At 63.3% G+C, this 12,396-nt stretch carries 10 protein-coding genes; 4 read left to right on the top strand and 6 right to left on the bottom strand.

Annotated elements, in window-relative coordinates; all coding sequences use genetic code 11:
• Positions 1 to 768, bottom strand: a complete 768-nt coding sequence (gene trmB, locus ACHFGA_RS03850) for a tRNA (guanosine(46)-N7)-methyltransferase TrmB (protein WP_394281170.1) — start codon at positions 766 to 768, stop codon at positions 1 to 3.
• 559 nt (positions 769 to 1,327) lie between these two features.
• On the opposite strand from trmB, the gene ACHFGA_RS03855 reads away from it, so the two are divergent.
• Both ACHFGA_RS03855 and ACHFGA_RS03860 read left to right on the top strand, forming a co-directional pair.
• Positions 1,328 to 3,160 (top strand): phosphoenolpyruvate carboxykinase (GTP), encoded by a 1,833-nt coding sequence (locus tag ACHFGA_RS03855; RefSeq protein ID WP_394281108.1) that lies wholly within the window; start codon positions 1,328 to 1,330, stop codon positions 3,158 to 3,160.
• Positions 3,161 to 3,404: 244 nt separating this feature from the next.
• Positions 3,405 to 3,587, top strand: coding sequence for a hypothetical protein (locus ACHFGA_RS03860; protein ID WP_394281109.1), 183 nt, complete (start codon positions 3,405 to 3,407; stop codon positions 3,585 to 3,587).
• 25 nt (positions 3,588 to 3,612) lie between these two features.
• Here ACHFGA_RS03860 and ACHFGA_RS03865 read toward each other — a convergent pair whose 3' ends face one another.
• Positions 3,613 to 4,377 (bottom strand): class I SAM-dependent methyltransferase, encoded by a 765-nt coding sequence (locus ACHFGA_RS03865; protein WP_394281110.1) that lies wholly within the window; start codon positions 4,375 to 4,377, stop codon positions 3,613 to 3,615.
• Positions 4,378 to 4,399: 22 nt separating this feature from the next.
• Between ACHFGA_RS03865 and ACHFGA_RS03870 the strand changes: the two genes are divergently transcribed.
• Positions 4,400 to 5,479, top strand: a complete 1,080-nt coding sequence (locus ACHFGA_RS03870; RefSeq protein WP_394281111.1) for a glycosyltransferase family 4 protein — start codon at positions 4,400 to 4,402, stop codon at positions 5,477 to 5,479.
• Here the strand turns inward: ACHFGA_RS03870 and ACHFGA_RS03875 are convergent.
• Positions 5,424 to 6,863 (bottom strand): hypothetical protein, encoded by a 1,440-nt coding sequence (locus ACHFGA_RS03875; protein ID WP_394281112.1) that lies wholly within the window; start codon positions 6,861 to 6,863, stop codon positions 5,424 to 5,426. The two genes, ACHFGA_RS03870 and ACHFGA_RS03875, sit on opposite strands and share 56 nt — an antisense overlap.
• Positions 6,847 to 8,094: a porin PorA family protein gene (locus ACHFGA_RS03880; RefSeq protein ID WP_394281113.1), complete on the bottom strand. Its 1,248-nt coding sequence runs from the start codon at positions 8,092 to 8,094 to the stop codon at positions 6,847 to 6,849. Before ACHFGA_RS03880 ends, ACHFGA_RS03875 begins: the two co-directional genes overlap by 17 nt.
• Before the next feature lie 42 nt (positions 8,095 to 8,136).
• On the opposite strand from ACHFGA_RS03880, the gene ACHFGA_RS03885 reads away from it, so the two are divergent.
• On the top strand, positions 8,137 to 9,240 hold the full coding sequence (locus tag ACHFGA_RS03885) for an acyltransferase family protein (RefSeq protein ID WP_394281114.1): 1,104 nt from the start codon (positions 8,137 to 8,139) through the stop codon (positions 9,238 to 9,240).
• On the opposite strand, the gene ACHFGA_RS03890 is transcribed toward ACHFGA_RS03885, so the two are convergent.
• Together ACHFGA_RS03890 and ACHFGA_RS03895 are read right to left on the bottom strand one after the other, a co-directional pair.
• Positions 9,129 to 12,179 carry an alpha-(1->3)-arabinofuranosyltransferase family protein gene (locus ACHFGA_RS03890; RefSeq protein ID WP_394281115.1) on the bottom strand — a complete coding sequence of 1,017 codons (3,051 nt, stop codon included), beginning with the start codon at positions 12,177 to 12,179 and terminating at the stop codon, positions 9,129 to 9,131. The two genes, ACHFGA_RS03885 and ACHFGA_RS03890, sit on opposite strands and share 112 nt — an antisense overlap.
• A 6-nt stretch (positions 12,180 to 12,185) precedes the next feature.
• Positions 12,186 to 12,383 (bottom strand): DUF2613 domain-containing protein, encoded by a 198-nt coding sequence (locus ACHFGA_RS03895; RefSeq protein ID WP_394281116.1) that lies wholly within the window; start codon positions 12,381 to 12,383, stop codon positions 12,186 to 12,188.
• Positions 12,384 to 12,396: the final 13 nt, after the last annotated feature.

A 12,396-nucleotide genomic window follows, 5' to 3' on the forward strand; every position in this document is an offset into this window, starting at 1 on the left:
TTAACGCCCTCGTTTCTGCCAGAGGTATTCGTTGATCACATGGTCTTTATCCAGGCCCTTGCCTTCGAACTTCGTGATCACTTGACGGTCGGTGAGAATAGGGCAATCGTCCCACGGCCAGCCCTTGTACTCAAGCAGTGGTTCGACATCCACCAGTTCGTTGATCCACTCGGCGTAGTCAGCGTGGTCGGTGGCCACGTGCAGCACGCCGCCGGGTTTCAAATGCTTGGCGATCAGGTTCAGCGGACCAGATTGGATAATGCGGCGCTTGTTGTGGCGCGCTTTCGGCCAGGGATCGGGGAAGAAGATGCGCACCCCATCGAGCGACTCTTCGGGGAACATGCGGGCCAGCACCTCGATGCCGTCGCCGCGGATCATACGAATATTGTCGATCTCCTCACGCACCACAGACCCCAGCAGTTTCGCCAGGCCAGGCTTGTACAGTTCAACGGCAATGATGTTGGTATCGGCCTCCAGCGGCGCCATGGCTGCGGTGGAGGTCCCGGTGCCGGAACCGATTTCGACGATGGTGGGGTGCCCGGTACGGCCGAACCATTCGTCCACGTCCACCTTCTCGTCGGCAAGCATCGTGCCAAGGCGTGGCCAGTGCTCGTCGAAAAGTGCTTCTTGGTTGTCGGTGAGCGTGCCGCGGCGGAAGCTGACTGAGCCGAGGCGCGGGTAGTCCAGACCGTCGTTGAAATCGGTCTGCAGTGGCCGGCCTGCAGGCAGCTCGGCGGTACCTTCGCGGGGGGTTTGGGAAGGAGGGATATCAGAACTATTCGTCACACTGCCATTGTCCACGTGACGTGCATGAATACCAAACTTCCGCGCGCCGGTTTCGGCCCGGTGGGAGGGTAGCTGTGGAGCACCTTCGCGCTTGCCGACGAGCGGCCCACCCCTTTTCGGGTGGATTGTATGGGTGAAACTTCAGGTGAGTGGATCTCCGGTTGGCTAACTTTGGGGGTGGCTTTCTTTGTCGCTGTATGCCATGGTGTGGGGTTGGGTATCAGCCTTCTGGCTGCATAGATCTTTCTTATTGTGCGGGCTAGGGTGCTATTTTTATCCCGTCGATGGCGCGTTGTGGGGAATCTGTGAATGGTTGCGAATGGTGATCTTTACGATCTTCACTTACCCCTGTTAAGGGGTAGACATTTACGGCTGGAAAGTGCTGCAGGTCACTGATGGCGGCGTTTATGAGGGGGTTTTGCCAAGGGACTCCCTGCCCAGCAGATGGTGTTATGTCAATCAAACCACCTGCTCGGACCGTGTTCGATAGTCTGGAAGTGCAAACTCCCCCGCTTCTAGGAAACATGTGTCAGGAGATTAGATGACCAACACAATCAAAGGCCTTGTTGGCGAATTGCCAACCGATAACCAGCAGCTGATCGACTGGATCAACGAGGCTGTTGAGATGTTCCAGCCTGACGACGTCGTCTTCGTCGACGGTTCCGATGAAGAGTGGGACCGTATGGCAAACGAGCTCGTCGACAAGGGCACCTTGATCCGCCTGAATGAGGAGAAGCGCCCCAACAGCTTCTTGGCTCGCTCGAACCCTTCTGACGTGGCTCGCGTCGAGTCCCGTACCTTTATTTGCACCGAAAACGAAGCCGATGCAGGCCCAACCAACAACTGGGCTCCTCCCACGGCAATGAAGGAGGAGATGACCGAAGCTTTCACCGGCGCCATGAAGGGCCGCCGCATGTACGTCGTCCCCTTCTGCATGGGCCCAATCAACGACCCAGACCCGAAGCTTGGTGTCCAGCTGACCGACTCCGCCTACGTGGTGATGAACATGCGCATCATGACGCGCATGGGCCAGGACGCACTGGACAAGATCGGCACCAACGGTGACTTCGTGCCATGCTTGCACTCCGTTGGCGCGCCACTGGAGCCGGGCGAGGAAGACGTTGCATGGCCATGCAACGACACCAAGTACATCACCCACTTCCCAGAAACCAAGGAAATCTGGTCCTACGGTTCGGGCTACGGCGGCAACGCAATCCTGGCGAAGAAGTGCTACGCGCTACGTATCGCCTCCAAGATGGCCCAGGAGGAAGGCTGGATGGCAGAGCACATGCTCATCCTGAAGCTGACCAGCCCAGAAGGCAAGGTGTACCACATCACCGGCGCGTTCCCATCTGCATGTGGCAAGACCAACCTGGCGATGATCACCCCAACGATTCCTGGCTGGAAGGCCGAGGTTGTGGGCGACGATATCGCATGGCTGCACCTGCGTGAGGACGGCCTCTACGCCGTGAACCCAGAAAACGGTTTCTTCGGCGTGGCACCAGGCACCTCCTACGATTCCAACCCGATTGCCATGCGCTCCATGGAGCCAGGCAACATCCTGTTCACCAACGTCGCACTGACCGACGATGGCGACGTGTGGTGGGAAGGCATCGACGGCGAAACGCCAGATCACCTCATCGACTGGAAGGGTAACGACTGGACGCCTGATTCCAACGAGAAGGCGGCGCACCCGAACTCCCGTTACACCATCCCAATCGCACAGTGCCCAACCGCGGCGCCAGAGTACGACGACTGGAAGGGTGTGAAGGTTGACGCGATCCTGTTCGGTGGCCGTCGCCCAGACACTGTTCCACTGGTCACCGAAGCTCGTGACTGGCAGCACGCCACCATGATCGGCACCACCTTGTCCTCCGGCCAGACCGCAGCGTCTGCTGAGGCAAAGGTTGGCTCCCTGCGTCACGACCCATTCGCGATGCTGCCGTTCATCGGCTACAACGTTGGCGACTACATCCAGAACTGGATCGACATGGGTGAGCGCGGCGGCGACAAGCTGCCAAAGGTCTTCCTAGTCAACTGGTTCCGCCGCGGCGACGATGGTCGCTTCCTGTGGCCAGGCTTCGGCGAGAACTCCCGCGTTCTGAAGTGGGTCACGCAGCGTGTCGACGGTACCGTCGACGCCGAGGAAACCTTGGTGGGCTACACCGCCCGTGCAGAGGACCTCGACTTAGAGGGCTTGGACACCCCACTAGAGGATGTCAAGGAAGCACTGGCAGTCAACCCAGGCGAGTGGGCCGCCAACGTGGAGGACAACGAGGAGTATATTGCCTCCCTGGGCAGCCGCGTTCCGCAGGAAGTCCACGACGAGTTCAATGCTCTCAAGGAGCGAATCTCGAAGGCTCAAGGAAAGTAGTACACTGACCTAGTCCCACGCATCTGACCCCGGCTCCGCCATGATGGTGAGCCGGGGTTTTGCGCGTCTTTTTATGCTGAAAATAACATGAGTAACGTCCAGCTATTTGCCATAAAGCATGCTCGTAGGGCTTTTCAAGAAGTCTTGCTGTAGGATAACCTATATAAACGTTAAGGCTATGTAGTTGATTTTGTGCTCCGTTAATCAATCCAGAAAGGTGGCCCCGGCAATGTGTCAGGTACCGATGACCGATCCCGCTTCGCGCGAGGACGATGTCGCCGGGCAGACACGCCCACCACGCGACCCAGACAGCCGCCGGCTGGTTGTAATCTTAGGCTGGTTAACTGTGGCCATGGTCGTCTTATGTATCGTGCTCTGGCTGGTAGTGAGCAATCTTGTCGAGGTCATCTACTCCGGCGCCCTCTAACCTCTAACAAGGCCACAAACGAAGGTCAGGCGCGCAGAACGACGACCAAATTCGACACCCCGAACTCCCGTAGGACAGGCACGCGCACCATCCACCACGCCCACCACGGGTGGTAGCGGGGAAAAGCGGCCACCAACTGGCCACCCGTCGTCTCGCGCGCCCATTGCAGGCCCTCCGCGCAGGAGACATCAAATAAACTTTCCCCGAACACGTTCTTCGGCGGGTGCCCATGTTTCTTCTCGTAGCACCGGCGAGCAAAGTCCCCGCCCACGTAGTGCTGCCACAGGCCAGTTTCATGCCCTCCGAAAGGCCCCAGCCACACCGTATAACTCACGAAGGCCAGCCCTCCCGGCCGCGTCACCCGCAGCATCTCCTCGGCCATCCCCCACGGGTCGGGGGTGTGTTCCACCACGTTGGAGGAGTAGGTGATGTCAAAGCAGTCATCAGCAAAGGGGAGATGGGAGCCGTCGGCACGCACCGAACCGAACCCACTTAAGCCCGCGGCAGCCATTTCCCCAGCGTCCGGCTCCACGCCCACGTACCATGCGCCGCGGCTGGCGAATTCAGAAGCAAAGTAGCCCGGCCCGCCACCCACATCCAGTACGCGGGATCCGTCCAGTGCGGGCCCGGAAAGATCGCTGGTCAGCGCGTCGATAAGCGATGCCGTGTCCTGCGCCAGTCCCGAGTAAAAGAGGTCAGGCCGCGGCTGCTCGTGGCGGAAAGAACGCAGCAGCCCGACCGAGCGGGAAAGGGTGGCGAAGCGGCGGGTACGCGAAAGGGTCACAACCATCCAAGGTAGCATCGAAGATCTGATGAAGATCTTGTTGATGTGCTGGCGCGACACCACCCACCCGCAGGGCGGCGGTTCCGAACGCTACCTGGAGCGCGTTGGCGCATACCTTGCGCAGCGCGGACATGAGGTGATCTACCACTCCGCCAGCCACACGGACGCGCCACACAAATCGCAGCGCGAAGGCATCACTTTTCGTCGCCGCGGCGGGAAATATACCGTCTACCTGGCCGGCCTGTGGGCGATCTGGCGACACCGGCCGGACGTGATCGTCGATACGCAAAATGGCATCCCGTTTTTTGCCCGGCTTTTCACCAACGTGCCGACGATCCTTCTTACCCATCACTGCCACCGCAATCAGTGGCCGGTGGCAGGCCCCGTGATCGCGAAGTTGGGCTGGTTTTTGGAATCCCGGCTGGCCCCGCGCGTCTATCGTGGTGCGCCGTACGTGACGGTGTCGGAGGCCTCCGCCAATGACCTGATCGAGCTGGGCGTGCGGGCGGGCGACATCACGATCATCGAAAATGGAGTGGACCCCGTGCCGGACACGTTGCCGGTGCTTGTCGACGACGGCCTGACCCACATTGTCACCCTGTCCCGTTTGGTGCCGCACAAGCACATCGAAGACGCCATGGACGCCGTGGCCACGATGGACGGCGTGGTGCTGGACGTGATCGGTTCCGGTTGGTGGGAGGAAGAGCTGCGGGACTATGCGCGACCGCTCGGCGACAAGGTAGTCTTCCACGGGCAGGTCACCGAGGACTATAAGCACGCCCTGCTGGCGCGCGCGGCCGTGCACCTGATGCCCAGCGCGAAAGAGGGCTGGGGCCTGGCGGTGATTGAAGCAGCCCAGCACGGGGTGCCGTCGGTGGGCTACCGTGATGCAGGTGGCCTGCGCGATTCGATCCGCGACGAGGTGACAGGGGTGCTCGTCGATACGCGAGGCGAACTAATTGCCGCCACACGCGAGCTGATCGAGGACTCCGCGCGACGCCACGAGCTGGGTGAGAACGCGCGGGCCTGGGCGGCTACGTTCTCCTGGGAGACTACGGGCGCGCGCTTCGCCGAGTTGGTCGAAGGCTTAGAGCCAACAGGGGAGTAGCGGCCCACACGGCCAACAGTGCAAGGCCCAGCCAGGGGGTCGGCGGCGCGGGGGCATCGGTGCGCTCCACGTGGCCATCGGGGTAGACGATGAGGTTGGGTTCGATCGGGGATTCAGCAGGCTTATCGACGAGCACCCCATCCACGGTGAGCTCCCCCGATTCGATGACGTTGAAAGCCTTGGTGGCGGGATCGACCACGGGGATCCCGTCGCCGCGAGCGATGAGGGTGGGGCGGTCGACGAACTTGACGAAGCCGGTGGTCTCAGCCTCGGGGATCTCGATGGCCACGGGGCGCAGGACTGACAGCTCGGCGGGCGCGTCGGGGGTCTGCAGCAGGCACAGCGCCAGGGCTGCGCCGGCGAGTATGCGCGGCAGCAGCCCGGCGGCGGCAACATAGGCGGGGATGGCCAGGATTAGCCACTTCTGGCTATCGCGCAGCAGCCCGCCGCCGGGAATGGTTTCCACCACCCAGCCCAGCAGCTGCGGGGCCAGCCATCCCGTCAGCGCCACGGCGAAACCTGCAGCCGCTAACCACAGCAAGGGGCGTGGCACGCGGCGCGCGGCACACAGCAGGAGCAGGAAGAGCAGGACCCCGGCGATCGCGAAGCCGGAGCTGCGAGACCCCGGCACCGCGTCCGCGTTCCAAATCCCGCCCAAGCCGACGATGGCACCGAGTGTGCCCACGTGTTCCTCCGCGCGCGGGGCAAAAGCCTCCACAGCGGCGCGCGAAGAGGTCCCACCACCTGCATGAAGCAAGCCCGTGACGGCCCATGGCGCACACGTCAGCACGCCCGCTACCAACACCTGCCAGCGGCGATGCGTTGCTAACGCTGTCACCACGGCCGCCAGCGCACCAGTGGGCGTCAACGAGCAGACCCACACCACTACGATGAGCCACCCCGTGCGGGACGAAAGACCCAACCAGGCCACCACAGGCAACAGCCAGGCAGCCACCACCAGCGACCACTGCCCCTGTAAGAGGCGCTCCACCACAAAAGGGTTCGCCACGGACATGGTCATGGCGGCGGCGCTGCGCAGTAGGGAAGGGGGATCGTCGGAAAGCGAGGCAAGGCGAACCGCGCCGAAAGCACCGGCGGCAGCTGAAGTGACCATGAGCGCGCGCACAAACCACGTGGCGGGGATGAACTGGCCGACAATAGCCAGTACCGTATCCTGCGGGGCGTTGCGGCCTGGCAGCGTGCCCAAGCCCAAGGACGCGTGGGTGAGCAAAGGGTGGTCGAGCACCACCATGTCGCGCATCGCGAACTCGCCCGGGCCGGCGAAAAGGGCCCACGTCATCGCGCCCACCAGCAACGTGGCCCAGGCGGACAGGATAACTGTGCCTAGAGTGCCGCTAGTGCTGGTCTTAGGCCTGTGCTTCATCAATGTTCAGTGTGGCACGGTGGCGGCGCCGACGCACTAACAACCACGCCAACACTACGAGGGCGGCGATCGTCGTCACGTTCGCTACCAGCGAGACCGCCTGCAGAGCGCGGATGCGCGCCATCTTCGGGGTGGCCACATCAAGCTGGGCTTGCTGCGTCGCCTCGTCGAAAGTGAAGTCAGCGCTGAACACGGTGCGAATCGGGTTGCGCAGGTCATCCTCTGCCATAGTGCGGGCCTGCAGATTGTTCTCCGCGAAGAAAATGTCCACCTCCGCGTGATGGTCCAACACGGTGCCCGTCTTCGGCTCCACGAAAAATGTGCGAGTGGCCTCGTAGAAAGGCTGCAGACGTACCTGCTGGCCCTCGGCGTATTGGAAGCGCTCCATCTCTTCGGGGGAGAAGAACTGCTCGGCTGGCCCCTCGGTGACGGCCTTCAAACCTTCCACCGTGGCGTTGTCGAGGCCCAGCGCCAGCTGAAATTGTTCGGCCGGGCTCAAGCGAGCAATCGCTTCCAGATCCTCATCGCTGACTGAGTCTGAGTGGGCACCCAGGATTGCCTCAATCAAGCTACTCGGGGGCACCTCCGCGTGAAACTCATAGGCGCGCACCCCGTTGATCTCAACCGGATCAACATAATCGAGCGGCACAACATCCCACACAATTGGGTCGGCGTACAGGTAGGAACGGCGCTCCGTTTCAAACGGGAAGAAATATTGCAGCCCCTCCAGCGTGTGCGGTGGCACCTCCACGCCGGATTTCATCGGAGGGATGGTGAAAAGTTTCGTCGCCACAGGCTCGGTGACGGGGTAGCCGGAGTCACGATTCAGACGGTGGTGGTCCTCCACCTCGGCGTAGGGCCAGCCGCCGATGATGACGCGCATCAGCGAATCCACATTCGTCTCCATGAACTTATCTGTAGACGCAGTGGTGATAGCTTGGGTGAGCTCGGCCGAGCCCTCGAGGTGGCTACACCCCGGAGTGGGGAGATCAACGCAATTTGCGCTGGAATACTCGGCGGGGTTCTTACCCGGTTCCACCAGGGACCAGAGGTTGAGCACCATCGCATCTTCGGAGACGAAGCGGGCGTCTGTCTGCGCGCCGTTGGGCAGCAGCTTCATCAGGAATACGGCGATGGGCGGCATAACGTTGCCAATGAGGATCCCGACGACCACGACAACGGCAGCAATGGTGATTCCTCGCTTGTTGCGTGCTTGGTTAAAATCAGCCATCGTCGTGTCAGACCTTTCCACTAAGCTTGTCAAGGACTCATTATGACAGGTGCATATACAAAATCGAAGCGCCGACACCTCCCAGAGCTTGCAGGCCTGCGGGCTGTGGCGGCGCTGGGCATCGTCGTCACGCACGTCGCGTTCCAAACCGGCACCGACTCAGCCCTGTTCGCCCGATTCGACTACTTCGTCTCGGTCTTTTTCGCCCTGTCTGCATTTCTGCTGGCGCGGGGGCGCAGGGGCCCGCAGTACTACTTCACCAAACGTGTCGCACGTATCACCCCAGCCTACCTGGTGTGTGTTGCGGTGGTGCTGCTCGCTCTCCCAGAACTTGCCGACGTCACCTGGGGCCAGGCAGTGGCCAACCTCTTGATGATCCAGATCTACGTGCCGGACGGACTTATCCCCGGGCTGACCCAACTCTGGTCGCTGTGCGTGGAAGTGGCCTTCTACCTGGTACTTCCCGCCTACCTCGCGTTGGGTCGGCGGGGGCGAGCCACAGCATTAATCGTCGGCACGTGTCTGGCGCTGGCCTGGCCGTGGCTGCCTTTCGTGCGCGACTCCATCGACGCGTGGGGCGTGAACCTGCAGATCTGGCCGATCTCGTATGTGCCCTGGTTCGCGGTGGGGTTGATCTGCGCGGAAGTAGAACCACGCGTATCGACGAGGGTCCAACGCTTGCTGCGCCCGCGGTGGGTGTACTGGGTTCTCGCGCTGGTGGTAGCGTGGTTCGCCGGCCTCGAGGCCGTGGGACCGATGGGCCTGGAGCACCCCAGCCCCGCCGAGTTCAATGTGCGTGTGATGTTGGGCACACTGTTCTGCGCGCTGGTGCTGGTGCCCTATGCGTTGGCGCCCACAGAGAACGGGGTGTTGGCCAGCCCGGTGATGCAAGCGCTGGGACGGTGGTCCTATTCCATTTTCCTGTGGCACGTCGCGGTGCTCGCCGTGGTCTTTCCACTGTTGGGCATCCCGGTGTTCAGCGGCGGCTTCTTCCCCGTATTGGCGGCCACCGTGGCGATCAGTATCGCCGTGTCCTATATCTCCTTTGAGCTGGTGGAAGTCCCCGGTGCCCGCTTGGTGCGCGCCACTAGGGCAACTAGGACTACCGCGCCAGCAACGGCCACTGCGGTCGAATCCCCGGCGTAGCCAGTACTCGGCCACGGCGCGCGTGCCAGCCACAGACCCATCATGGCTGCCGCGCCGCCGGCGAGCACCCAGCGCGGAATCGCAGTGAAGCGGACAATCGCCCACGCGAGCAGCGCGCCGATCGCGCCGGGCAGGCCCCCGACCAGCACGGCGGCGGCCACAGGCAAGAGGCGTGGAGCTTCCCCGGTGGGCGCCCAGGCCGGTGCCGGCGTGATGCGTCGGGTGGCGACTGTGCAGACCACAAGCGTCACGATGCCCAGCAGGCCGCCCGCGATCAGGCTGAGGCGGTAGGCGGATTGGCCGGCGAAGCTGAAAGTGACCTCTCCTTCCACCCCGGCAGGAACGACGAAGGAGGTGAGCCCTGCGTCGATGCGTTCGGGGTGGAGTTCCTGCCCGCCGACGTGCGCGCGCAGACCTTCGTTGAAGCTGCGGGTGGTCAGGATGCGTTGCGGCTGGTCGGAAGCGGTGACCGTGGTGTCGAAGGGCTGCCACGCGGCCGTCGGCGGATCCCCGCGCTCCAGTGTGAGTACCTCTTCGCGGGAGGTGAGGGTGTGGAACCCGGCATCCAGCTCGACGGGCCCGGCCCGGTAGTCGGTGCCGTCGATGGTGGCGGGCCCAGACAGCTGCCACGTATCGGCCTGGTGGGTGGTGAAGCCGCGCTGCAGCGTGGAGGTCTCCGGCATGAGTCGCTGGAAGAGGAAGACCTGCGCATCCGGGGAGGTATCGGGCACGGTGACTAGGCGCTCCACTCCCGTGTCCAGCTCCGCGATCCCCACCGGCTCGGTCAGCTCGATGCGTACCGTATCGCCCGGCACGCTCACGGTGCGCGGGGAGAAGCCGGAGACGGAGATCTCGCGGTCAAAGTCTCCGCTGATCACGCGCAGGGTGGTGGTCGTGGTGGAGGTGATGGTCACCTCGCCCTCGGCGACTGTTGATTCGATCCAGCCCTCATCGCCCAACTGCGGCCACCAGGCGGTGCGCGTGGTGCCATCGAAAGCTGCGGTGAGCGACTTGGAGGCATCCGCCCCACCGAAGGAGGAAGCATCGGCAGCAGAGGAGGACGCGCTCGCACTGCCACCCGTTTCCGTCACCCCCACCCGCGGGCCCGCAGAGGGATAGTCGGGCACCCGGTTGCGGATATCCTGGCCTTCCCCAAGGTCACGCAGGTGGGCAGACACCGCCCCGTCGAGGGTGCCATAGTTCCGCACCGCCAACGCTGGAGTATCAGTGACAATCTGGGCGCCCTCGTCGACAAGCGTGCGCGGGCTGTACCCGTAAATGCTGTCCAGCAGCGCCAAGGATTCGCCCCCGCCGGCCACGGTCACGGGGGCATCGTCGGTGATCATCATGTCGCGGTCGGCCTCGAGCAGGTACACGTCGACCTCGCCGAAAGTGTGCGGGGTGCCGGGCAGCTCCAGTTCCGCCTCGCGTTCTTGGCTCGAATCCAGGTCATGGCGCACCAGCACCGCCCCGATCCCCATCGCGCGCAGGGCCTCGTCGGCACGCTCCGGATCCTGGTCGATGGCGGTCCGCACACCGTCGAGCCCGCGGATCGCCTCCGGATCCACAAGCGGGATCGCATCGCGCACCGCAAAAGGAGTATCCGACAGCGCCTGGATCGGCTCATCGCGCGTCCACCCCCAGTCCTGCCGGGCAAAAGACGCCGAAGGCAGCACAAGCGTGCGCGTATTCGGGGCATGCTTATCGACGAAGGAAGCCGCCTCATACCAGTACTGTGGTACTTCCTCCCACGTGCCCTGGTGGGCGAGCCGACCCGACCACGCCGGCGCGGTGGCAGCCACGACGATCAACCCAACCGCTGTCAGCGCCGGGCCCTTCACCCGCAGCTGGCGGGCATGGGACAGCACATACCCCACCCCGAGGACCAGGGGCAGGCGCACCAGCGGGTCCAGCTTGTGGACGTTGCGGAAAGGGGCCAGAGGGTCGTCGAGAAGCGACTGCCACCAACCGCCTAATGGACCCTGGCCCAAGCCAAGCAGCAGCACGCCGAGAGCGAAAAGCGTGACTAGGTAGCCGCGCCAAGGCATGTGGCGGGCTGACAAACCAGCCAGGCCCACGGCCGCCACCGCCATCGTGGCCAGCACGAACATCGGTTCTGAAATGAGCAGGTAGCCGGCGGTGCGCTCGGTGTCGACAAACGGTGCCCAGCTGGTGGTGCCGCGCAGGATCTCGGCGAAATTCAGCCAGTAGGTGGTGGTGAAGGAGGACTCGATGAAGTCCGTGAACGGGGGCGAGTAGCGCCCCAGCACCAGCAGCGGACCAATCCACCACGCGGACACCGCGGCACAGCCGGCCAGCCAGATCGCAAGGGCGCGCCACTGGCGGCGGTACACCAGCAGCAACCCCGCAGGGATGCATGCCATCAACGTGGCGGTGGCGTTGACCGCGCCCATCAACGCCACGGGGATGACGGCGGCGGCGCACCTGCGGGTGTTCTCGCAAGCTCGAACACCCGAACTTGTGAGGGCACGGATTAGAGGGATAAGCGTCCACGGCACTAGCGCGACTGGCCAGGCCTCGGAAGAGATCGCCGTCAGGGTGGTCAGGATCCGCGGGCTTAAGGCATAGAGTACGGCAGGGGTGATCGTCGATACGCGACCCTGCAGGCCAATGCGGCGGGCCAGGATGAGCGTGCCGGAATACGCCACCCCCATGACGATGGCCCACCACAGGCGTTGGGCGACCCAATCGGGAAGCGGGTCGGTGAGCAGGAAGAACAGCCCCTGCGGGAAGAGGTAGCCGTAGGCTTGGTTCTGGATCTGGCCTAGAGTGAACTCGTCGGTATAGGCGCTGGTCGCTCCCGCCAGAAAACCCGCCGGATCCAAGGCGAGGTCAAGCTTGGTGTCGGCGGCGGTACGGCCAGGATCCTGCAAAAAAGCCAGGACGGTCAGCAAGACCCAGCCAACAACGTGCGGCATAGGAAGCTAGGAGCGCGAACCGTATTCCGGCCCGCCAAGCACAGCCTGATCCGCCGGAACGGCATTGCCCTCCGGAACCGTGGACTGGCCCGAGAAACTAGCGATACCCAACACACCCACCACGCCAAGCGCAACGCCAACCACGGCGCTGGCGATCACGGGGCCGGCGGTGCGACGCGGAAGAGAAGCGGTGGAAGTACTCATGCACCCCACCCTA

Source organism: Corynebacterium sp. (genome assembly GCF_043426755.1).
Lineage (GTDB): Bacteria > Actinomycetota > Actinomycetes > Mycobacteriales > Mycobacteriaceae > Corynebacterium.

What these genes read in the sequence shown, in the direction of transcription:
- ACHFGA_RS03855 (WP_394281108.1), top strand. Translation starts at nt 1,328, where the DNA reads ATGACCAACACAATCAAAGGCCTTGTTGGCGAATTGCCAACCGATAAC.
- ACHFGA_RS03860 (WP_394281109.1), top strand. Translation starts at nt 3,405, where the DNA reads ATGACCGATCCCGCTTCGCGCGAGGACGATGTCGCCGGGCAGACACGC.
- ACHFGA_RS03865 (WP_394281110.1), bottom strand. Translation starts at nt 4,377, where the DNA reads ATGGTTGTGACCCTTTCGCGTACCCGCCGCTTCGCCACCCTTTCCCGC.
- ACHFGA_RS03870 (WP_394281111.1), top strand. Translation starts at nt 4,400, where the DNA reads ATGAAGATCTTGTTGATGTGCTGGCGCGACACCACCCACCCGCAGGGC.
- ACHFGA_RS03875 (WP_394281112.1), bottom strand. Translation starts at nt 6,863, where the DNA reads ATGAAGCACAGGCCTAAGACCAGCACTAGCGGCACTCTAGGCACAGTT.
- ACHFGA_RS03880 (WP_394281113.1), bottom strand. Translation starts at nt 8,094, where the DNA reads ATGGCTGATTTTAACCAAGCACGCAACAAGCGAGGAATCACCATTGCT.
- ACHFGA_RS03885 (WP_394281114.1), top strand. Translation starts at nt 8,137, where the DNA reads ATGACAGGTGCATATACAAAATCGAAGCGCCGACACCTCCCAGAGCTT.
- ACHFGA_RS03890 (WP_394281115.1), bottom strand. Translation starts at nt 12,179, where the DNA reads ATGCCGCACGTTGTTGGCTGGGTCTTGCTGACCGTCCTGGCTTTTTTG.
- ACHFGA_RS03895 (WP_394281116.1), bottom strand. Translation starts at nt 12,383, where the DNA reads ATGAGTACTTCCACCGCTTCTCTTCCGCGTCGCACCGCCGGCCCCGTG.